Raw genomic sequence first — 21439 nt, 5'->3', positions numbered from 1 at the left:
ATGATCGCCGACGCCGGCAAACGATATACTCTTGTTCCAGAAGAGACCATCCCGTCGAAAGCGAAATCCGTGAAGTCCCTCACCTCTTTTGCAAAGCGCTCAGCCCAGCTTGCCGCCGGCTTTGTCTGCGCTATCGCCCTTGCCGCTGGCGTGCCCACCGTCGCCGGCGCCCAAGTGCTTACGACCGACAATGTTTGCGGCAAAACCGCCGATGCGCGCGGCATCACGGCCGAAAACCTGCCCGATATCGATGCGACCAATGCCCTCGTCATGGGCAAAGACGGCACCGTCTACTATGGGCGCGGCGCCGATGAGCAGGTCAAAATCGCCTCGATCACCAAGGTCATGACCGCAATCCTAACCGTCGAGAATTGCAAAATGGACGAGAGGGTCACGGTGAGCAACGCCGCAGCCACCGTGGGTAATTCGACCGCCGGCTTGCTCGAAGGCGACGAGCTTACCGTTGAGCAGGCACTGCGTGGCCTGATGATTCCCTCGGGCAACGACGCCGCCATCGTGCTCGCCGAATATGTGGGCAAGAAGATCGACCCTAAGACCAAAGACGCCGAGGCCACATTTGTGAAGGCCATGAACGAGCGCGCTAAGAAGCTCGGCTGCACCGGCACGGTCTTTGAGAACCCACACGGTCTGGACTTTGATGAGTGGGCTGGCGATATGCACTCAACCGCACACGACGTAGCGCTGATGATGCAGGAGGCCATGAAAAACGACACGATCCGCGAGGTCGTAGCGAGCGAGGATTCCTGGATCGAGGTCACGGGCGCCGACGGCGCCGACCATTCGCATTCCATGGACACGCATAACTATTTGCTGGGCCAAGATGGCAACATCGGCGGCAAGACCGGCACCACCGACGACGCGGGCTATTGCTTTACGAGCGCCTACAACCGCGACGGCGACGAGATCTACACCGTCGTTTTGAACTCCACCACCACCGACCAGCGCTTTACCGATACCGCAACCCTTGCCAATTGGTACTACGGCCACAAGGTCACGGTCGTGATCGCCAACACGCAGGAAAAGACCGCCAACGGCAACCCGCTCATGGCACGCATTAGCCAGACAGATTGGACGGACAAGACGATCGACGCCACGCTCGCCGACCCCACGGCGCAAGCGACCGTGTTTTCCCTTGCTGGCGAGGTGACCGAAAAGGTTAGCTACGACGATCTTTCGGGCACGGTGCATGTGGGCGACAAGGTGGGCAGCGTTACGCTCAAGCAGGACGGCACCAAGATCGCCGTCATGGACCTAGTTGCCGACGAGGAAGGTGCAGGGCCGAATCCCATTGAATGGCTGCTCGTGAAGCTCGATCGCTTGGGCCGCCGCATCGACAACCGCCCGCTCACAGCCGAGAGCGAGACCGTAGCCAAGGCGCCCGAGATGTAAGATCGAAGAACAATACACTCGCTGAAAGGAGGTGTCCGAAAGGATGCCTCCTTTTTTTGAGGGTTCGAATCCCCAGCGCCCTTTCTCGATAATAAAAAAGGGCCCCCGATGGGACCCTTCTTTAAAGTTAAACTGGCGGAGAGCTGGGGATTCGAACCCCAGATGCCCTTTTGGGGCATACTCGCTTAGCAGGCGAGCACCTTCGGCCTCTCGGTCAGCTCTCCGTAACAGCCGTTCTATAGTAACCAAACAGCCAAGGATGGGCAAGAGGAAATTTTCTAATTGCTTAGCATCCTTTCCTCCTTGGAGGCTTCGCCTACCCCAGCGAGCGGTTGAGGGAGCCGAGCTCGTCGTTGCCCATGGTGCGCCACATTTGGAAGATGCAACCGCGTGCCAGGAAAAAGAAGCCGTTGTCGACCAGTTGCACAGCGGCATCTGCCAGCTGATTCGTCACGGCGGACACTGGCGGCAGCTCGAGTCCAGCCTTGCGGATGGTCTCGACCGCCTCCTCGAACGTCGGAGGCTCGCTGACGCCCATCTCATTCATAAGGCCCTGCATTTCTTCCAGCGCGCTACTGCCCGACTCCTCGCCGCGCGGCACCAGACGGTAACAAGCCAGCGCCAGGTCGAGCTGATCGCAATTCCAATAGGCAAACGCCAAGCGATAGAACAGGTAGCCGATTGCAGAACGATCGCTGGCAATACGTAGGCCGTGGCGCGCCACCTCGATAATCTCGTCAAAGCGCTCCAGACGCGCAAGCACGTTGATGAGCGCAAAGTGCGATTGCATGGACGAGCGTGCCAGATCGTAAAGATGGCGCACCTCGGGCAGTGCTCGTTCAAAGTCCTCTTGCTCGGCGTAAAAGCTGCAGATCTCGTGCTGGGCAAAGTACAGCGCATCGGGCGCACGAAGGATTCGCACAGAGCGGTCTTCTTCCAACACCGGTAGCACCATGCGTACCAGCTGGTTATCGCAAAACTGCGTTTGAACCGGACCTGTCGCCAAAAGCTCGGCGACGGCGCACTTAGCCTCCAACTCCTCGACAAGACGGGAAAAGCCTTCAAAGGCACCTGTACGGTCGACTTTTGCCTGCTCGCGCAATTCAACAACACGGGCCACGTATGGGTCGTCGTCCTCTTCCATGACCTCCAACTCATCAGCCGTATCGGCAAGCAGCAGATCGCGCAGCGCCGGCGGCAGCGTGCGATGGTCATCACGCGGACGAGCATGAACCTCCGCAGGCTCAATCGTCTCCGGAGCGGTTGACTCATACGCCTCAAGCACACGCTTGCACGGTATATCGTCCATGTCCATGCTCTCAAGATCCTTGGCGACAGGCACGCAATCGGCCAGATAGGCCGCGCGCCCAAAGAAATACGTTGCGACAACGCGCTCGCCCTGCTCACTGTCGGGAGCAGCAATCTGCACATAGCAGCGCGTGATGCAGGTGCCCGCGGCAAAACACGCTGCCGCAAGCGTAAGTGCCACGCGCGCATCGTGCTCCGCGGCCCAGATCGCGCGCACGTCCTCGTCCAGCTCGCGCCAGGCGTCATCCTGAGCGTCGTATTCACGTTGTGGCATGGCATCCACGACAGACCGCCCAAACCGAACGAGCATAATCCCCTCGGCAACGTTTGCCCGATAGGTATAGTCGAGCCGTGTGACCACGTTGAGCGCCTCAACGATTCGCGCAAAACGGGTGCGCACGTCCCACTCGCCGCCCGGCTGGCAAGCCACCGTACCCGGTTTGCCCCACGGGTTATCGCTCGAGGCCGTATCGAACAGTCGGGGAACATCGTTGGTCGTCTTGGCGATATGCCACGAATCAAAGAGCGCGCAGCCCTCAAGGCTCGGCGAGGATGCCGCAGGGGCCAATCCAGCCCCGATGCGCTCAAGGATGCCGGAGAGGCGGTTGAGACGGCACTCGATGGCGAGCAGCGTGTCAATCTCGTCCTGGTCTAGCAGACTACGATCAAAATTGAGATAGAACAGCTTTGAGCGATCGATGCGAGCCAGGCTCATCTCGGACTTGGCGGCGATGGTGCGCAGGCGGGGCAAGTCAATTTCGCTCATAAGGGCGGCGGCATAACGCTCGATACCACTCGGATTCTCGGCATGGTCAACGCGGTAAAGCAGCGTCTCGATAGCATCGGGGAGCGGTGCCGTGTTAAAGCCCAAAAACACCTCGACCGGCTCGGGCAGCTTTACGAGCTTTATTTTGTCGACAACGTTTTGCATGTCCGCATCGAGACCGTCGACGCCCGCCGTGTTCGCAATAGCGCTTTCGGAGTTGGCAAATATCACGTAGCGCAGGAACATCGACGCCATGAACTCGCCGTAAGGAAGGGAGCGGGCCGAATTCCATGTCTCGTGATCGGACTGCTCGCGCATGGGGCCTTCGGGAGAGCCGACGGTTCGCGCCCGGGAGCGCATCGTCCCATCGGTACCCCTGACTGCAATCTCACCGATGTTGGAATCGGACTCGTCAAGAATCAGCTGCATGTCGGGATCGTCGGGCAGCGATACTTCGTTAACGGGACGGTCCACCTTATAGACCTCACCCGAAACGCTCACGTAGCCCAAAAGCGACACATGGCTTTTGCCGACGAATTCGACGACATAGCATGATTCATGCGGGTCCTCGCCAAAGAGCTTCCAAACCACGCCATACGAGCGTCCCGCAGGCTGCTCGGGCATGGCCGGAAAGCGCTTTTTGGGATCAAGAAACCGGAGCTTGTATGTCGGACGCTCTGCCACGAAATATCACCCTGATCGGTCGTCTAGAGAAGGAGCGGTCGCGGATGGGCCGCGACACCTACTCGAAATCTTACACGAGTCGACAGGAAATAGTCCGCTTTACGCCCGCGCCTCGACCGAGGTTCGAATCCATGCAGTGTTTACGTAAAAGAAAAGCCCCCGTTGCCGGGAGCTTTAATCTCAAATGGTGCGGCGTATAGGATTCCGCGCATCCGCTTCGCGGATCCGCACCGGCTTCGCCCGCCTGCCGGCGGACTCGCCCGCGGGCTAAAAACGCTCCGCGTTTTCTTTACGCCCGCGCCTCGACCGAGGTTCGAATCCATGCATTGCTTACGTAAAAGAAAAGCCCCCGTTGCCGGGAGCTTTAATCTCAAATGGTGCGGCGTATAGGATTCCGCGCATCCGCTTCGCGGATCCGCACCGGCTTCGCCCGCCTGCCGGCGCGCTCGCCCGCGGGCTAAAAACGCTCCGCGTTTTCTTTACGCCCGCGCCTCGACCGAGGTTCGAATCCATGCATTGCTTACGTAAAAGAAAAGCCCCCGTTGCCGGGAGCTTTAATCTCAAATGGTGCGGCGTATAGGATTCGAACCTATGACGTTCTGATTCGTAGTCAGACCCTCTATCCAGCTGAGGTAACGCCGCGACTTGTTGATTATTATGCACATGGACTGAATAAAGGTCAAGCGTTTTTCAAAAAAGTTATTGAATTTGATTTTTACTCATTTAGACCACTTGATGCGATCTTCGACGCATCGCGATATAAGAAAAGCTCCCGTTGCCGAGAGCTTTAAAATCAATTGGTGCGGCGTATAGGATTCGAACCTATGACGTTCTGATTCGTAGTCAGACCCTCTATCCAGCTGAGGTAACGCCGCAGCGCAAGACATATAAAACCACTTTAGCTTATTGGAGTCAAGCACAATCTCAAACTTTTTTGTGGAACGCAGTTTTGTCACGCTGCTCCGCATATACCGCCGTTCCCCGTACGATCGATTGGCTTTTCGATCACGTCGAACTTAGCATCAAGTTCCCTCAGGAGCGATCTCACCCGCTGGGCACAATCATAATCGGCAAACGAGATGCTCAGCATGCGCGCGACCTGGTTGGAAGTCCCAACTCCATAGAAGTGCTCCAGCGCCACAAGTCCCTCGTGCGTCACAAAGGTCTCGACCACATGCGGCGACTCCTCAAAGCACCATTGTGTCAACGGACCCTCACTCGTCTGCCGAACCACCAGGCCGCCCATGCCAGACGGCTCGCACGTTACAAGCAGGTACTCCCCGCCCTCGTCGCTCTCAAACAAAACCACCCGATCATCAAACAGCTCCATCGCGTCCCCTTTCTCTCGCTCTTATTTAGCAAAAGCATAGCAGGTAGATGGCTGTATACAGAACAGTTGTTCGTGTGTTTTCTATTGAGCTGTCCGCACGGCATGGTATGGACCTGCGTACGAAATAGGGCGCCCCCGAAGGAGCGCCCTTGCATATCCCCTATGCAGCCAAGTTACGCGACCGGCTCAATCTTCTCGAGGCCGCCCATGTAAGGACGCAGAACCTCGGGAATCGTGATGGTGCCGTCGGCGTTCTGGTAGTTCTCCAGAATGGCGGCCATGGTGCGGCCGGCCGGCAGGCCGGAACCGTTAAGAGTGTGCAGGTAACGCGAACCCTTGAAGTTCTCGGGGTCGCGATACTTGATGTTGGCGCGGCGAGCCTGGAAGTCACCGCAGTTGGAGCAGGAGCTGATCTCCTTGTAGGCGTTGTAGCTCGGCAGCCAGACCTCGACGTCGTAGGTCTGACGGGCAGAGAAGCCCAAGTCGCCGGTGCACAGGCTAATCACGCGATACGGAAGGCCCAGCTGCTGCAGCAGGTACTCGGCCTCGGCGGTCATGCTCTCGAGCTCCTCGTCGGACTCCTCCGGCTTAGCGAACTTGACCATCTCGACCTTGTCGAACTCGTGCTGACGGATGATGCCGCGGGTGTCGCGACCGGCGGAACCGGCCTCCTCGCGGAAGCAGGGGGTGAAGGCGGTGTAGCGGCGCGGCAGGGTGTCGGCGTCAAGGACTTCGCCGGCGTGCAGGTTGGTGAGCACGACCTCGGCGGTGGGGATCAGGAAGTTGTCGCCCGAGACGTGATAGGCGTCGTCCTCGAACTTGGGCAGCTGGCCCGTGCCGAACATGGTCTGACGCTTGACGACGATGGGCGGCCACCACTCCTTAAAGCCACGGCTGGTATGCGTATCGAGGAAGAAGTTGATGAGGGCGCGCTCAAGACGGGCGCCGGCGCCACCGAGAACGGTGAAGCGGCTGCCGGAGAGCTTGTTGCCGCGCTCGAAGTCGAGGATGTCCAGATCGGTGCCCAGATCCCAGTGCGGCTTAAAGTCGAAGTCGAACTCGCGCGGGGTGCCCCAACGACGGCGCTCGATGTTCTCGTCCTCGTCCTTACCGTACGGGGTGGCATCGCACGGAATGTTGGGCAGGTGAGCCATGAAGTCGTACTGCTCCTGCTCAAGAGCAGTGCGGCGCTCGGCCAGACCGTCAATCTTCTCGTTGACGGCGCGCACGGCCTCCTTGGCGGCCTCGGCCTCGTCCTTCTTGCCCTCCTTCATCAGAGCGCCGATCTTCTTGGACTCGGCATTACGCGTGGCCTGGAGCTCCTCGACCTCGGTGATGACGGCACGGCGCTCGTCGTCGAGCTCAAAGAACTTCTCGCGATCCCAAGACGTCTGGCGATTTGCCATGGCGGTATCGATGGCATCGGGATTCTCGCGAACAAACTTGATATCAAGCATTAGATCCTCCGGCGATATACATTCCATTTAGGTTGCAACCTTGTACATGTATGGGCAAGTATATACTTATGAGCGTTTACGACCCAACTCAACTACGCAAGAAGGCACCCAATGGACGCAGTTTTTTCCTTTTTGTTTGGCACCCGCACCGGTTTTGCCATCCTTTTCGCCGGCGGCATCCTGTTATTTGCGATTCTTGCCTTTGTAATGGAGAAGCGTACCCATAAGATGTACGTCGACCGCGGACCCAAGTCCGAGGATGAGGAAGACAGCTTCTGGGACTAACCTGCCAAAAAGGGACAGGTTTATTTTGGTCGGTTTTATCTGAGCAAACGCAAGCGCCCCGCAACTGAAATTGAGCCAGTTGCGGGGCGCTTTTCGCACATGCGACAAAACCGCAGGAAAAACCTGCCAAAATAAACCTGTCCCTAAATGGCAGGTTTTACTGGAGAGTTGCGTCAATTGCCTTGACCAGGGCGCTGCGCATGCCGGCGTCCTCGAGTGCAACGACGCCTTTGATGGTGGCACCACCGGGCGAGCATACGGCATCCTTCATCGCCGCAGGATGCTGGCCAGTTGCAAGCTGCAGCTTTGCCGTACCCAGTACCATCTGGCTCACAATGCGATAGGCATCAGCACGCGGGATACCGTGCTTGACCGCCGCATCGCCCAAGGCCTCGATTGCCATGGCGACAAATGCCGGAGCGCAACCACCCACCGTGCCGCCCACAAACAGCAGGCTCGTATCGAGCTCGACCACCGCACCGAGCTTGCCAAGCAGATCAAGCACCACTGCGCTCTGCTCATCACTAAGCGTGGAAGCCTTCTCGCAAGCGATGACGCCCTCGCCCACCGAAACCGGCGTGTTGGGCACCGTCGAGATGTGCGCGACACCCGGCAGGAACTGCTCCCACTTGGCGCTATCCCAAGTCCAGGCGACCGAAAGGACAACTTTGTCGGCTAGAGCGTCCTTGAGCGGAGCGAAGACCTTCTCGATCATGTACGGCTTGACCGCAGCAACCACGATATCGGATGCGGTGACAACCTCTGCCGCATCACGACAGGCAACCATCCCACGTGCCTCACAACGCTCAACCAAGGCGTCGTAGTGGCCCGCGCAGGCACACATATCGCTCGCAGCCACACCGGCGACGATCCAGCCATCGGCCATAGCGCTCGCCATATTGCCAAAACCGACAAATCCAATCTTCATATCTCATAGTCCTCTCAGACACGCTCTTCAAAACGAAGGCTATTGTCCCACGGCATTGTTTCGTATTGCCGACCTATTTGTGATACGGCTCGCCACGGCTGATCTTGCAGGCGCGGTAAATTTGCTCCAGCAGCACCACGCGCGCCAAGTTATGCGGCAAGGTAATGCGTCCAAAGCTGAGCATCTCGTCGGCTCGTGCGCGCACGTCATCGCTCACGCCGTCCGATCCGCCAATCACAAAGGCGATGTCGCTGTTACCACGCAGCATAAGATCATCGAGCCGCGCCGAGAGTTCCTCGCTCGAGCGCTCTTTGCCCTCAATGGCCAGCAAGATCACATGCGCTCGAGGCGGCAGGGTTGCAAGAATCGCCGCCCCCTCCTTGTCGCGCGCGGCATCCACGCCGCCCGCCTTAGCCGGGTCGATATCGGCCACCTCGCGGATATCCACCTTGGCATAGGCACCTAGGCGCTTGGTGTACTCGGCGCACGCGTCCTTCCAAAAGCGCTCCTTGAGCTTACCGACGCAAACGACGGTGTATTTCACGCGCGTCTACTCCTTCGAATCGTTTTGAACTTTGCCGGCGGTCAGCATCTGCTCGAGCATCGAGGCCGACTGCGAGAAATCGCTCGGCAGCACGACCGTCGAGGTTTTACCCGTGCGAGCGAACTCTGTCATCATCTCGGACCACTGCGTAAACATGAACAGCTGGTTGGCCTCGTCGTTGCCGACGCCCGTCTCCTGGATAATCTCGAGCGAATCCTTGATGCCCAGCGCGATGGCCTTGCGCTGGTTGGCGATGCCCTCGCCCGCCTTTTCCATCGCCTCGGCCTCAGCGGTCGCCTCGGTGACACGTTTGATGCGGTCAGCCTCGGCGAGCTCCTGCGCAGCAGCGCGCTTGCGCTGGGCAGCGTTGATGTCGTTCATGGAGTTCTCGACCTCGGTCGGCAGCGCGATCTTGGTAATGAGTGTCGACACGAGAGTGAAGCCGTAGGCGGCCATCTGCTCGGATACGGTGGCGTTGACGTCCTTGGCGATGTCATCCTTCTTGGCAAAGACCTCATCGAGCGTGTAGACGGGAATGGAAGAGCGTAGGGCATCGGTGATAAAATCGCGCATCTGGTCGACGGGCTCCTGCAGCATGTAGTAGCTCTTGTAGATGCCCGAATCCGCCGGGCCAGCACCCATGTCATAGCTCACGTGATATTGAGCCGAGACCTCGAGGCCGATGGTCACGTTGTCCTGGGTTTTAACGTCGATGCCAAATCCGTTTTTCATGGTGCGCAGACTCACCGTGGCGGCTTTGCGGTCAATCACGGGTACCTTCATGTGGAAGCCCGCGTTGACGATGCGGTTGAACTTGCCCAGGCGCTCGATGATCACGGCGTGCTGCTGCTCAACGACATAGCAGGCGTTGGGGAGCAGCAGCAACAGGATGATGATGGGAAGCAGAAGACTCGTAAGGGCGGCAATGATTCCGGACAACAGCATGGTCTCTCCTCTGATAGGCACACGTTGGCATTAGGATACCCGTCCAAGGAGATCGTGCATAACAAAAAAGCTCCCATTGCTGGGAGCTCTTTCATTCAATGGTGCGGGCGAAAGGACGTCCGCGTATCCGCTTCGCGGATCCGCACCGGCTTCGGCCGCCTGCCGGCGTCCTCGCCAGCTCGCTAAAAACGCTCCGCGTTTTCTTTACGCTCGCTCCTTCGCAGGTTCAAGTCCCTGCGATGGGCCCATAACAAAAAAGCTCCCATTACTGGGAGCTCTTCCATTTAATGGTGCGGGCGAAAGGACTTGAACCTTCATGGGGTTGCCCCCATACGGACCTGAACCGTACGCGTCTGCCAATTCCGCCACGCCCGCGTGCAGGAATTAGAATAACGGAGCGTCACCGCGAACGCAAGAACTATTTTTGAAAAAGTTTGCAGGCATTTTCCCAGGCGGCCTGCGCGATTGTTTCGGCGTCCTCACCTGTGCGATCGACACGGTCGTTAACCAGCGCGTTTGCCGTAATGGAGATCATTGCGGGCTCACATTCAAGACCGCGGATGGGCTCCGGAGCCATATACGGGCAATCCGTCTCGAACAAAATTCGATCGAGTGGGGTTGCCGCAAATGCCTCGCGCACGTCGTCGTTGCGCTTAAAGGTGGCCGCGCCACCATAGGCGATATAGCAGCCCAGCTCCACAAAGCGCTCCATCGTGGCGCGGTCCTCGCCAAAGCAGTGCAGCACACAACCGGCCTGGGGCACGCCCACCTCACGAAGCACGTTGTAGGCGTCCACGTGCGAGGTACGCTCATAGTCCGTGTCCTCGTGGCGCAGATGCAGCTCCACCGGCACGTTACGGCACACGGCAAGCTCGAGTTGGCGCGCCATGCAGTCAATCTGCACGTTATGGGGTGCCGGCGCGATATCGTCGTCATAGTCCATGTGGTAGTCCAGGCCGATTTCGCCAATACCGGCGCATAAGGGGTCATCGAGTGCGGCAACGACCTGTGCGTGAACGTCGTCGGTATAGTCCGGCGCGCCATACGGATGCACGCCGGCAAGATACTTGATCTGCGGAATATCCCGCATCGGCAGAATTTCGCGCACGAGCCAGTCGCTATAGTCCGCCACGCTGCGTTTGTCAGCGATGGGATCGAACATCGTCACCAACAGGTCGACGCCCGCGGCTTTGGCGCGCACGAGCGTCTCGGGCACTTCTTTGCCCCAAAACGAAAGCAGATGCGCATGCGTGTCGGCAAGCGGTGCCAAGGGCACGGGGCAGGCAACCGTCTTCTTTTTCTTGGTAAACGTCACGCGTGCGGCATTAGGCATCATGGATTAGCTCCTGGGCCAGGCGGACAAAGTCGGCAACATCAAGCGTCTCGGCGCGCGTGGTGGGTGCGATACCGCAAGCCTCAAAAGCGGCATCGAGCACGTCCTTGGCAAAGCCGTTGGCGCTCATAGAATTGCGGATGGTCTTGCGACGCTGAGCAAATGCAGCATCAATCACGCGGGCCACAAATTCGCGATCGAGTCCTTCGGGCACCACGCCGTCAACACGGTCGATACGCACGACGGCCGAGTCCACGTGCGGCGCCGGCATAAAGCAGCGCGGCGGCACTTCAAAGCGACCCGTCACCTGCGCATACAGGCCGAGCTTTGCCGTGTAGCCGCCATAGGTCTTGTTGCCCGGCGTTGCGCCAATACGATCGGCAACTTCCTTTTGCACCATGACGACGGCACGCTTGAGCGCCGGCATCGTCTGGAAAAATTGCAAAATGATCGTCGCCGCCACGTTATAGGGCAAGTTCGCGACAAATACCGTGGGATCGCCGCCGGCGGCCTGCTCAATCTGCTCCGGACCCACCTTGAGTGCATCGCCCATGATAAAGCGGAAGTTGGCGTAGTCGGCGGCGTGAGCATCGAGCACCGGCTCGAGCTCGGGATCCGCCTCGATCGACGTGACGCACGCCACTTCCTGCAGCAATGCTAGTGTCAACGTACCGCAACCCGGACCCACCTCGAGCACGCGCTCGTCACCCGTAAGCTCAGAAAGCTCGCAAATGCGCTCGATCACATGGTTGTCGATTAGAAAGTTCTGGCCCAGGCGATGCTTGGTCGCAAGGCCAAACTCCTCCAGCAGCTCCCTGGTGGCCGTGGGGTTTGCCAAAGGCGAAGTTGTCATGGTTGCCTCCTTAGCATGATGGCGGCGTCTTGAAACAAAAGGGCATGGACCGTGGCGGCCATGCCCTTACAGCTAAACAGCAAATTGCCGATATGGCGCGCGGCGTCTTAGCCCAGACGCGGGAACAGCGGATCGCCCTTCTCAACGGGCTGACCACCGGCAAGCAGGCCCCAAGCGCAAATGCCCTTGAGGTCGTCGCTCGCGGCCTCGTCCTCACAGGACAGACGGCGCAGGGCTTCGGCAGAAGTCTGGGGCATGAGCGGCATCAGCAGGTGGGCGGCGATGCGGATGGCCTCGAGCAGGTTGTAGATCACAAATGCCAGCTCGTCGGCCTTGGCCTCGTCCTTGGCAAGCGCCCAAGGCTCGGAGTCCTCGATGTAGTGGTTAGCGGCGTGGATGAGCTCCATGACCTCGTCCTTGGCTCCGCCGTAATCGAGCACGTCCATCTTGGCCATGTAGCGCTCGACCAGACCATCGGCGATCTTTGCCAGCGGGTTGTCGAACGCACCGAACGATGCGGGCTTGGCGGGCGCGCAGCCGTCAAAGTACTTGCCGCTCATGTTGAGCGAACGCGAGATCAGATTGCCCCAGCTGTTGGCCAGGTCGGCGTTGTAGACCTGCTCCATGCGATCGAAGCTGATGGCGCCGTCGGTGCCGGGAACGACGTCGGTCATGAAGTAGTAGCGATAGCCCTCGACGCCCAGCATGTCGATAACGTCCTGCGGAGCGATGGCGTTGCCGCGGCTCTTGGACATCTTCTCGGCCTTGCCAGTCTCGGCATTGCGCACGGTCAGGAAGCCGTGGGCAAAGACGTGCTCGGGCAGGGCCTCGCCGATGGCCATGAGCATGGCGGGCCAAATGACGCAGTGGAAGCGGATGATGTCCTTACCCACGATGTGGAACTGCGCAGGCCAGCGATAGGCCAGCTCGGCACGTGCCTCGTCGGTGTCGACACCGTAGCCGACGGCCGTCATGTAGTTGAGCAGCGCATCGAACCACACGTACGTCACGTGGCCCTCGTCAAACGGGACCTGAATGCCCCAGTCAAAGCTCGTACGGCTCACGGAAAGGTCATTAAGGCCGCCCTCGACAAAGCTGCGAACCTCGTTCATACGGAACGCAGGCTCGACAAAGTCGGGGTGCTCGTCATAGAGCTTGAGCAGCTTGTCCTGGAAGGAGGAAAGCTTAAAGAAGTAGGACTCCTCCTGCACGCGCTCGAGCGGACGGTGGCAGTCGGGGCACAGGTGCTGGCCGACGCTGCCGTACTCCTCATCGCCCTTCTGGACCTGCGTATCGGTGAAGTAGGTCTCGTCAGGCACGCAATACCAACCGTCGTAGCTGCCCTTATACAGGTAGCCAGACTCCTTCATGCGCTCCCACAGGTACTGCACGGCATGATGCTGGCGCGGCTCAGTGGTGCGGATGAAGTCGTCGTTGGAGATCTCGAGCTTGCTCCAAAGCTCCTTGAAGTGCGGAGCCTGGCTATCGGTCCACTCCTGCGGCGTCATGTTGTGCTTGGCTGCGGCCTCGGCGACCTTCTCGCCGTGCTCGTCCATGCCGGTCAGGAACTTGACGTTATAGCCGGCGGAACGGCGATAGCGAGCCTGAACGTCGGCGATGATGGTGGAATAAGCCGTGCCTAGGTGCGGATCGGCGTTGACGTAGTAGATGGGCGTCGTGATAAAGAACGAAGGCTTGCTTTGATCCATGGGGTTTGTCCTCCAGAAAAACGTTGCATACAGAGGATGATTCTAGCGCAAGGGCTGGATATCCTCCATCTATTGCATATCGAGCACCATGGCATAGACATCGCGCTTGCGGCGCGAATACTTCTGAGACAGGCGCTTGGCCACCGCAGAGGCGGGCTCCCCCTCCTCGAGCGCGGCGCGGATATCCTCGCGCAGGGCCTCGTCGGGATCCGCTGCCGCGGCGCCAACCGGCACGATACCGGCCTCCTCATCCTCGCTCGGCGGCGCGATGACCAGCGCAATCTCGCCCTTTACCTCGCCGCGAGCACGCAGCTCCTCGACAAGCTGGACAGCGGGCGCGCGCAAGACCTCCTCGTGCAACTTGGTGAGCTCGCGGCAGACGGCAACCTCACGCTGGGGAAAAACCTCGGCCGCGGCTTCGAGTGTCGCCACGATGCGATGTGGAGACTCGTAGAAGATGAGCGCGCCGGGCACCACGGCAAGGCGCTGCAAACGGCGCACGCGGTCACCGTGCTTTCGGCCCAAAAAGCCCTCGAAGAAAAAATGCTCGCAGGAAATGCCGGACGAAACAAGCGCCGTGACGCAAGCAGAGGGCCCGGGAATAACTTCGACGGGCACATCGGCCTCACGCGCCGCCTCGACCAGCGCCTGGCCGGGATCGGACACGCTCGGCATGCCGGCGTCCGAGGCAAAGGCGAGGGTCTCCCCCGCCAGCAGACGGTCGACCAGGCCGGCGGCGCGGCTGGCGATCACATTCTCGTCGCAACGGACAAGCGGTTTGGAAATACCCAGGTGCATCAGCAGCTTTGACGTCACACGCGTGTCTTCGCAGCAGATGGCATCGGCAGCGGCAAAGGCCTCGCCAACGCGCGGGGACAGATCACCCAAGTTGCCGATGGGCGTGCCGACCACATAGAGTTTGCCCGTATGGGCGCTGTTTTGCGTCATATCAACCTATTCAATCATGCCACGCTCGAGCGTACCGAGCGCCGCGCGGGCGTCCCATGCTGCAATGCGCTTCTCGGTCTTCCACGTTTGGAAGAACCAACCGGCAGCCGGCGCAAACGAAGCCAGCTGGTTGGCGATAAACACGCGCTCGTAGGCATTGCGGCCCTCGGGCGTAACCGACGAGTTGGCAAAGATCGCCGCGCCCGACCATTCGCCCACCAGCACGGGGAACCCAGTCGAAATCGCCTCTTTAAGCTCGCGCTTGTTGCGCGAAATCGCCGTCGTCAGCCCACGGGGGCTCGTAATGTCGAGCGCATGTTCGTCGCGGTAATGGTACAGGTGAAGGTCCATGTAGACGTTCTTGTACTTAGCGCCGCGCATAAAATGCTTCCACTCGCTGGGATGCCCCGACGACGAGAAGACGACGATCTTATCCTCGGGCATATACGAACGGACGAGCTCGTAGGCATCGCGATAGAAATTGCGCAGGTAGTGAGCAGGAATGCCATCCGTCATGGTGAAGAGGCTCTTGCGGACACTCATCTGCGGCGTGTCAAGCAGCTCAATACCCAGCAAGCTCTCAGCCTCGCCGTAGCGATCGGCCAAGCGCTCGAGCACGTCGAGTGCGACATGACGGCCGTTAGTGGACGAATGCCACTCGGCGACAGCCTCCGGCGTGGTGGGCGAATCGTTGGAATCGCCCTGGCCACCGGGCACAGTTGCTAGATCAAGCAGCACGCGGATGTCGTACTTGGCAGCCCACCCAATTGCACGGTCGATGTAGTCGACAACCGAGATGTAGGACGCATCGGACTCCTGTGAGCCAAAGGCATACCAAGGCACCGGCAGGCGCACGGCGTTGAGACCGATCTGCGCCATACGGCGAAAATCATCCTCGCTCATAAACGTCTCGTAATGACGACGCATGCGCTCGTTATAGGCAGCGGTGCCCATTGCCTCCTGCAGCTCGGCTGCGTTGGATGCACCGGTCGCCGCGTACAGCGACGGGGTCACCCAAGGCTCGGGAATAAACCAGCCAGAGAGATTAACGCCGAGTATCCTCTCCATCACTGCCCCCTTCGGATCGTGCAGGCCGAGCCTGCATCGTATTGCATAGGAAAAGTATCGTTTTGAGTATACCCGCGCGTGCGGACAGACGACCGAACGGTCTGTAAAGTGGCGCAAAAGCGAGAGGAATGTCTGAGCGGGCGGGCCCGAGATGTGCACGCACGTCGGAAGTAAGCGCCGGAAAGCGCATCCCGTTTTTCGCAAAAGACTGGGATGCATTTTCCGTTCGAGGCCTCAATCGGAAAATGCATCCCGTTCTGAGCGCGAGATCTGGGACGCAGTTTCCGCCAAAGGCCGCAAAAGGAAAGCACGTCCCATTCTGACGCCGGATTCCGGGTCGCGCTTTCCCAAGCGACATCAAAGCGGAAAACGCATCCCACTCTGAAGCCAAATTCCGGGACGCAATTTCCGCAGAGCCCTCGATAAAAGAAAAGGACCCCTTTGCAGAGGTCCTAGTCAATTCAAGGTGGCGGGGAAGGGAATCGCGTCCGCGCGCTGCGCGGACGGACCGCTGCGGCGCTTACGCGCCTTGCGAGCTGCGCTGGCAAACGCTTACGCGTTTACTCAGCTCCGCGCCCTCACGGGGTTCGATTCCATGTGGGGGCTGCATAAAAGAAAAGGACCCCTTTACAGAGGTCCTAGTCAATTCAAGGTGGCGGGGAAGGGAATCGAACCCCTGACACGAGGATTTTCAGTCCTCTGCTCTACCAACTGAGCTACCCAGCCATTTGAGGTGTGCCTTGTTTCAAGGCTTGATTAGTATAACCAAGGACGCGTTCCGGTCAACCGAGAATTTTAAAAAAGTTTTTGAGCACAGCCTCGGTTCTATAAATCGGCACGTCAGAGGCATCAGCCGGCAGCAAGAAGTTTTTCACTCAGAGCCGCACGGGCAAACTCACTTGGCGTCATCCCCTCGGCAGCCGCCCGTCGACGAATGGCCTCCTTCATTCCCAGAGGAATCTTGACCGACAGCGTTGCCGTCCCCTCACCTGAGAGCGGGGGCCGTCCACGCACGATCCCACCAACGGTGTGTTCGCCATCCGGAAACTCTCCGCGCTCGTACGACTCGCACCACGCGTCAATCATTTCATCCGTTACAACCTGACCATTAGCGGCCGTATACGTCTTGCCCATCATCAACCCCTCTGCCGAGCTCGCTCGATCTCTTGCCAGAATTTCTTCTGAACCGGAGACAGGGCATGAATAATGAGCCATCCACGAATTAGTTCGACCGCAACAAGCTCCACACTTCGACCATCTGGAAGCCATCCAATGGCAAGCCATCTCGGCGGCTCGTCCTCCGACTCGCGGCGAATGCACTCAGTAACCGCGAACCAGGCACCAAGCACCTGCTTTTCCGTCAAGTGTTTTTTGGCGTTCGGATGGATCTCAACATCCATGCATCTTCTCCTCCATCTTACCAAATTTCGTATGACGAAAGTCCGCCGTCGCCAATCTCTTACGCCGGCACTTGTTGGAGGGCGGGAGGTGTAGCGAGGATTGAAGGGCGTTCCAATACCGCCCAGGCGCCGGGGCAGGAGCACATGCGCCAAGGACGAACGTTTTCGTAGCGCGCGAGGATATTGCCATCGTGATCAATGAAGGCGATGTCGATGGGATAGGCCATAAAACACGTATGGACCGAAGAGCAGCGTGGAAACGCCATGACGAGCGGCAGGCCGTTGGCGGCAACCGGACGCCGTCCCAGCATGCCGCGCAGGCGCACGACAAACGACTCCGCCACCGCAAACTCGGCCGGCGTCCAACCCAGCCTGTTGAGTGCCCGCGCGTAGGCGATGTAGGACGAGACCGCGGTCACATGACCACCCCCGGACGCCATGGATCGACCGTCACCGCACGCTCGTGCGACAACGTTGTCGGCGCCCCCAGCGAAACGCCAGCGATGCTGAGAGAAGTCGGCCACGGCTCATAGTGCATGGTGCAGGTGTAGGTCCTAAACGTACCGGATAGGGAGAGCAGGCCACCATCCGATGCCTCCGCGCCTTGCTCGCTCGACACTTCGATCTGCAAGTCATAGTCTTCCATGGCATTCAGAATTTGAGTCTGAACCGTCGCCGAGGCATCGGCAGAGTTTTCGTCGCCCTCCCCCTCCGACGCCACGGCGTGCGCCAACACGATGTCGGGCACCACGCGGTCGAAGCGCGCGACAGCGCTGGCAAAGATCATGACGTTGTACACGATGAGTGCCAGCACCAGTAAAACGGGCGTAACCACTGCCATCTCCACCGTCGCTTGGGCGCGCTCCTCGCGCAGACGTATGCGGATACTCATTACGACCCACCGCCCAGAGCGCCAACCAGCGTGGCGACATCGACGGTGAGTGGAATGGAGCCGCCGCCGGGCATAGGAATCTCCGCAAGCGTGAACACCGTACCGCTAATGGTGCGTTCGACTTGATATTCCAATGCCTCGCAAAGCGCCTTGGGATCGGTCACGCCCAACGGAATACCTCGCAGCTTGTCTTGCGCTTGAGAGAAACCAGCAATGTCAGACCCCGGACTCTTAATGACGTTGGCGGAATCGGTCAGCACTGGCTTTCGCAGGCGCAAGTCGCACGGCTCCAGACCCAACGCCGCCACGGACGCCGAAACGGTATCGCCGAGCCACGATGCGATGGAGCCCAACGCGCCGCTGCCCCCTCCTAGGCCTTTAATCATCTCGTCCATAAGTTCGTCGGCCGAACCTTGGATGTCTCCGTATCCCACAAGCAGCCGTCCCCAGACATCCATGACGCCATCGAGTACGCCGACAACGCCGCCCGAGCGTTCCTTCAATGTCGAGAAAAATCGCGTAAGCACGTTGTTTTGCGCCGTCGCCTCATCGGGCGCCAGCACCGCGGCAGAGATAGCACCGCGATCGCCAAGCCTGACTGCCGTGTTAAACGAAGAGTTGAGCTCATCGGGGCTCGAGATGGCACCCGAAACCGCAAAGGCGACCACGCCGTTGCGGCCAGGTGGGGCGATACGCGGGCGCTCGCCGGAAAGCTCCTTGATGGCCTGGTCAAACGCATTGCCCGCACGGTCGGCCTCATCCTCGGTCTGACGCTCAAGTTCGAGTTCTTTGTTGCGGCATTTAACGTAGTCTTCCAGGGCGTCTTTGAACTTGTCAAAGTGGTATTCGAAGCCCCTTTCGACAGAAGTCGTTGCAATCGCAACGTACCCTAAAGACGACACACCGAAATGGCATTCGCTACACGTTTCGTGACCGTCAAAATCTGCGACGGATGCCAGCCCGCCCGGCTTTCCTTTTTTGTAATTTGGACAGTCAGTCCCATAATGCAAATAGGTAACTTTATCTACTTCACTCGCGGGCCAACGTGCATCGGTATAGAGTTCAGTCGTCCGCGCCTCATCTGGATTTCGCGGAAGGAAAGGGATGTGGGCGGAAACTTTGCCGTCCTTTTCAGTTATATATGCCCGCTCGACTTCTTCGCTCGCATAAGCGAAGAACACCTTTCGTGCAGCAGAATCTGCCTGTTTTTCCGGACCCTCGCCAAGCGGTTTCTCATTTGCCAGGCGCTGGCGATAGTAGGCCTTCGCACGATCGAACGCCACTTGCGGTTCCCACGTAACGCTCGAAGCGTAATGCGGATTTTGAGCACCAGAAAGATCCGTTAGACTTTTCGCACGCTCCCACATGCAAGAACAGCTGCTAACCGAGCCCTTGTCCGACCCACCACAATCCGCCAGCCAAGCGCGCTCTTTAGCCTTCGCCGTGTCCTCAGAAGCCTTCCGCAGCTCCTCGGCCGCACGCTCTAAATCATCTGATGTGCCTTTAATGGTATCGGTCGAAATCTCTGACCCTTTGAGCGCAGCGAAGTCCGACTCGGATGTCCTGGGCACGGCAAGCGCCGTACCGGTATAGGTCACACTATCGGTATCCTGCGCCGACACCGCCTGCGTGGCACGCGCGGCGATCAGATACGGCAGAGCCGTCTCGATTTTCTGTAAGCCTTCCGATGCGCTTTTGGCAAACTTGTTGCGCGTTTTAATGATCTCAATCCCGGTGTCGACCATATTGCCGGCAACTGGTTCGGCACCCGGGATGAGGATGGCGACCAGGCCCGTCCCGATCGTGGCAAACCCCGCCAGGCCCAAGCTCAAGATGCTCGCATCAACCACCGTGGCAGCCGTGTGATAGGACGACACTACGTTGGCACCCGCCAGCGCGCCGCTATCGGCCGCCACCTGAGTATCCCCGGCACGCGACATGCTCCATATCGCCGCGGTCGACGAAAACAACAACGTGAGCACCACTAGGATGACCACGGCAGAAGAAAGCGTGGTATAGGCGCCGTCTTCGATAAACAGATCAACACCGGCGCGGCCCATAAAGCCGCCTCGCTTGCGATGGCAGCTCGGACGGCGCGTCAAAACGCATCTAGACCAGAAACGCTTAATCCCATGCAGCAATCCACGAATCATAATCTCCCTCCAGCCATTCTGGACGTGATTGATACGAGACATCGACCTTGAGCTCAACGTAGCCACCCTCGGCGGTACCACCCATAGCCTGCGCAAACGCACCGATCACAGGCAACGGCTTGACCTCGCCGGAAACGGACACGGACGAGACGCCACCCGCATCGGCCCGGCTAAGCTCGATATCCCACGACAACGGCCCGCCGGCATGAAAGATCGAAACGTTGGGCACTGCGGCAAGCCGGCGGCGGGTGAACTCCTTAAGATCGTCGTCCTCCGCCGTCGTCGTGGTCATGAGCCGCGCGGTCTCGGCGGCGGCAGACTCCATGACCGCGCGCGTATAAAGCAGGCACACCGGTTGCAGTGCGAGAAGGATGAGCGTCAGAAACGTCGGCAGCAAAAAAGCGGCCTCGACCGTAGACTGCGCCCGGTCCTCGCGCGCGATATCAATACAACGCGATGTCCTTAGCGCCCGCAGCGGCGTCGATAACCGACGTCGAGGCAACGCCATGGGATGCCGCCCGCTCAACCAGCGCCGCCAAGCGTCCATCGGTGCCAGCACGCCAAAGTCCCACAATCGCCAGCACGATCGATAACAGCGCCACCGTGACGATGGCGTATTCGACCGTCGCCTGGGCAGATTCCTCACGCAGAACGCCATGCATTTCACGATCCCTCCTTTGAGCTTATTGTTTGCGGGACCAGGCGCACGGCGCGCAGACGACACGAAGCATCGTCAGTATCCGCGGCAACCGTCACCATATCGACCCAGCCGCGTCCATCGCGCACGATGGCGCCCCATACGTTGCCCTTAATATCGAGATAGCCGCTCAGGGCGAGCTGGGCCGTTGGCACCTCGCGGTAGGCGCGCAACATATCCGCCGCTGCCTCGGTCATCGGTCGGTCCTCAGACCATGCAAGCCGGACCGTAATCGCGTTGTCCTCAGGCGAATCCGTCGCAGTGCCAGACCGCTTGTCGAGCGTCCGCAGAAAGGTTTGCGCCGTGACATCGACATCCGAATCGTCCGCATCTCGCATCTCATCTTTTTGGGACGCCACCGCCGAATCTGAGCCCGAATCGAAGGCGGCCCCAGGACGCTGCTGCCGCGCGGCGTTAAGCCCCCAAAGCACCGCCGCTATCGCCACGGTCAGGCAAGCAAACACCAGCAGCACCCCGATGGGGCGCTCGCCCTCTACAGGCTGTTGATGCCCTCGCTGATAGCGTTCCATAGATCCTGGACCTTGCCTTTAAATGCAACGATGGCAATAATCGCGATCACCACAAGCACGCCCACCAAAATGGCGTACTCGGTGGTACCCTGCGCGCTCTCCTCCCGCAACAGCTCCTTGGCATGCTGGCGAGCGCGGATCGCCCGGCAAAAAGCCCAGTTCCAAGCCTTGTCAGCAACTTCGACCATCGTGTTCATGT

The 21439-nt window shown here is 59.3% G+C and carries 22 protein-coding genes and 5 tRNA genes; 2 read left to right on the top strand and 25 right to left on the bottom strand.

All coding sequences use genetic code 11. The features are described 5' to 3' along the window. Positions 1-69 precede the first annotated feature (69 nt). Entirely contained in the window at positions 70-1410 is a 1341-nt protein-coding gene (locus GDJ93_RS01640) for a D-alanyl-D-alanine carboxypeptidase family protein (RefSeq protein ID WP_193221409.1), read from the top strand. A gap of 133 nt (positions 1411-1543) precedes the next feature. Here GDJ93_RS01640 and GDJ93_RS01635 read toward each other — a convergent pair. The 6 genes from GDJ93_RS01635 to serS all read right to left on the bottom strand — a co-directional run bounded on the left by GDJ93_RS01635 (position 1544) and on the right by serS (position 6955). Beyond that, a tRNA-Ser gene (locus GDJ93_RS01635) sits at positions 1544-1634 on the bottom strand. 92 nt (positions 1635-1726) lie between these two features. Continuing rightward, the gene (locus GDJ93_RS01630; protein ID WP_152067510.1) at positions 1727-4168 is read right to left on the bottom strand and encodes a tetratricopeptide repeat protein; all 2442 of its coding nucleotides are present in this window, start codon (positions 4166-4168) and stop codon (positions 1727-1729) included. 565 nt (positions 4169-4733) lie between these two features. Next, positions 4734-4810: transfer RNA gene (locus GDJ93_RS01625), tRNA-Arg, on the bottom strand. A gap of 156 nt (positions 4811-4966) precedes the next feature. Further along, positions 4967-5043 (bottom strand) — tRNA-Arg (locus GDJ93_RS01620). A gap of 77 nt (positions 5044-5120) precedes the next feature. Continuing rightward, on the bottom strand, positions 5121-5498 hold the full coding sequence (locus GDJ93_RS01615) for a hypothetical protein (protein WP_138113992.1): 378 nt from the start codon (positions 5496-5498) through the stop codon (positions 5121-5123). A 173-nt stretch (positions 5499-5671) separates the two neighbouring features. Further along, on the bottom strand, positions 5672-6955 hold the full coding sequence (gene serS, locus GDJ93_RS01610; RefSeq protein WP_152067509.1) for a serine--tRNA ligase: 1284 nt from the start codon (positions 6953-6955) through the stop codon (positions 5672-5674). Between the two features lie 111 nt (positions 6956-7066). Here serS and GDJ93_RS09975 point away from each other — a divergent pair, with 111 nt between their 5' ends. Beyond that, positions 7067-7240: a DUF6724 family protein gene (locus GDJ93_RS09975; protein WP_006235069.1), complete on the top strand. Its 174-nt coding sequence runs from the start codon at positions 7067-7069 to the stop codon at positions 7238-7240. 157 nt (positions 7241-7397) lie between these two features. Here the strand turns inward: GDJ93_RS09975 and proC are convergent, their stop codons facing one another. The 19 genes from proC to GDJ93_RS01515 all read right to left on the bottom strand — a co-directional run bounded on the left by proC (position 7398) and on the right by GDJ93_RS01515 (position 21437). Then, complete coding sequence (gene proC / locus GDJ93_RS01605) at positions 7398-8168, bottom strand: pyrroline-5-carboxylate reductase (RefSeq protein ID WP_152067508.1); 771 nt, start codon at positions 8166-8168, stop codon at positions 7398-7400. A gap of 73 nt (positions 8169-8241) precedes the next feature. Next, positions 8242-8712: a 23S rRNA (pseudouridine(1915)-N(3))-methyltransferase RlmH gene (rlmH, locus tag GDJ93_RS01600; protein ID WP_152067507.1), complete on the bottom strand. Its 471-nt coding sequence runs from the start codon at positions 8710-8712 to the stop codon at positions 8242-8244. A gap of 6 nt (positions 8713-8718) precedes the next feature. Next, positions 8719-9657: an SPFH domain-containing protein gene (locus GDJ93_RS01595; protein ID WP_152067506.1), complete on the bottom strand. Its 939-nt coding sequence runs from the start codon at positions 9655-9657 to the stop codon at positions 8719-8721. Positions 9658-9945: 288 nt separating this feature from the next. Next, positions 9946-10032: transfer RNA gene (locus tag GDJ93_RS01590), tRNA-Leu, on the bottom strand. A 43-nt stretch (positions 10033-10075) separates the two neighbouring features. Further along, on the bottom strand, positions 10076-10993 hold the full coding sequence (locus tag GDJ93_RS01585; protein ID WP_152067505.1) for a TatD family hydrolase: 918 nt from the start codon (positions 10991-10993) through the stop codon (positions 10076-10078). Continuing rightward, positions 10983-11843 carry a 16S rRNA (adenine(1518)-N(6)/adenine(1519)-N(6))-dimethyltransferase RsmA gene (gene rsmA / locus GDJ93_RS01580; protein WP_152067504.1) on the bottom strand — a complete coding sequence of 287 codons (861 nt, stop codon included), beginning with the start codon at positions 11841-11843 and terminating at the stop codon, positions 10983-10985. The genes GDJ93_RS01585 and rsmA overlap by 11 nt, the downstream gene beginning before the upstream one ends. 107 nt (positions 11844-11950) lie before the next feature. Then, positions 11951-13552 (bottom strand): methionine--tRNA ligase, encoded by a 1602-nt coding sequence (gene metG / locus GDJ93_RS01575; protein ID WP_152067503.1) that lies wholly within the window; start codon positions 13550-13552, stop codon positions 11951-11953. A gap of 69 nt (positions 13553-13621) precedes the next feature. Then, positions 13622-14500, bottom strand: a complete 879-nt coding sequence (gene rsmI, locus GDJ93_RS01570; RefSeq protein ID WP_152067502.1) for a 16S rRNA (cytidine(1402)-2'-O)-methyltransferase — start codon at positions 14498-14500, stop codon at positions 13622-13624. Between the two features lie 6 nt (positions 14501-14506). After that, a complete protein-coding gene (locus GDJ93_RS01565) occupies positions 14507-15568 on the bottom strand; it encodes a glycoside hydrolase family 5 protein (protein ID WP_152067501.1) in 1062 nt (353 codons plus the stop codon). Positions 15569-16221: 653 nt separating this feature from the next. Beyond that, positions 16222-16294 (bottom strand) — tRNA-Phe (locus tag GDJ93_RS01560). A 123-nt stretch (positions 16295-16417) separates the two neighbouring features. Next, positions 16418-16702: a ribbon-helix-helix domain-containing protein gene (locus GDJ93_RS01555; protein WP_099432624.1), complete on the bottom strand. Its 285-nt coding sequence runs from the start codon at positions 16700-16702 to the stop codon at positions 16418-16420. 2 nt (positions 16703-16704) lie between these two features. Next, positions 16705-16968 (bottom strand): hypothetical protein, encoded by a 264-nt coding sequence (locus GDJ93_RS01550; protein ID WP_152067500.1) that lies wholly within the window; start codon positions 16966-16968, stop codon positions 16705-16707. A 59-nt stretch (positions 16969-17027) separates the two neighbouring features. After that, positions 17028-17387: a DUF192 domain-containing protein gene (locus GDJ93_RS01545; RefSeq protein WP_226812411.1), complete on the bottom strand. Its 360-nt coding sequence runs from the start codon at positions 17385-17387 to the stop codon at positions 17028-17030. Continuing rightward, positions 17384-17860 carry a hypothetical protein gene (locus GDJ93_RS01540; RefSeq protein ID WP_152067498.1) on the bottom strand — a complete coding sequence of 159 codons (477 nt, stop codon included), beginning with the start codon at positions 17858-17860 and terminating at the stop codon, positions 17384-17386. The genes GDJ93_RS01545 and GDJ93_RS01540 overlap by 4 nt, the downstream gene beginning before the upstream one ends. Then, entirely contained in the window at positions 17860-20013 is a 2154-nt protein-coding gene (locus GDJ93_RS01535; RefSeq protein WP_226812410.1) for a hypothetical protein, read from the bottom strand. The genes GDJ93_RS01540 and GDJ93_RS01535 overlap by 1 nt, the downstream gene beginning before the upstream one ends. Further along, positions 19985-20521: a TadE/TadG family type IV pilus assembly protein gene (locus GDJ93_RS01530; protein ID WP_152067497.1), complete on the bottom strand. Its 537-nt coding sequence runs from the start codon at positions 20519-20521 to the stop codon at positions 19985-19987. The genes GDJ93_RS01535 and GDJ93_RS01530 overlap by 29 nt, the downstream gene beginning before the upstream one ends. Further along, positions 20457-20675 carry a hypothetical protein gene (locus tag GDJ93_RS01525; RefSeq protein WP_152067496.1) on the bottom strand — a complete coding sequence of 73 codons (219 nt, stop codon included), beginning with the start codon at positions 20673-20675 and terminating at the stop codon, positions 20457-20459. The genes GDJ93_RS01530 and GDJ93_RS01525 overlap by 65 nt, the downstream gene beginning before the upstream one ends. A 1-nt stretch (position 20676) precedes the next feature. After that, the gene (locus GDJ93_RS01520) at positions 20677-21240 is read right to left on the bottom strand and encodes a hypothetical protein (protein WP_152067495.1); all 564 of its coding nucleotides are present in this window, start codon (positions 21238-21240) and stop codon (positions 20677-20679) included. Beyond that, positions 21204-21437 carry a Flp family type IVb pilin gene (locus tag GDJ93_RS01515; protein WP_118288839.1) on the bottom strand — a complete coding sequence of 78 codons (234 nt, stop codon included), beginning with the start codon at positions 21435-21437 and terminating at the stop codon, positions 21204-21206. The genes GDJ93_RS01520 and GDJ93_RS01515 overlap by 37 nt, the downstream gene beginning before the upstream one ends. Between the last annotated feature and the right edge of the window lie 2 nt (positions 21438-21439).

Origin of the sequence: Collinsella aerofaciens, assembly GCF_902501475.1 — a bacterium.
Taxonomy (GTDB): domain Bacteria; phylum Actinomycetota; class Coriobacteriia; order Coriobacteriales; family Coriobacteriaceae; genus Collinsella; species Collinsella aerofaciens_AL.
The sequence above is the reverse complement of the archived record's forward strand: the minus strand, read 5'-3'. Positions and strand labels throughout refer to the sequence as shown.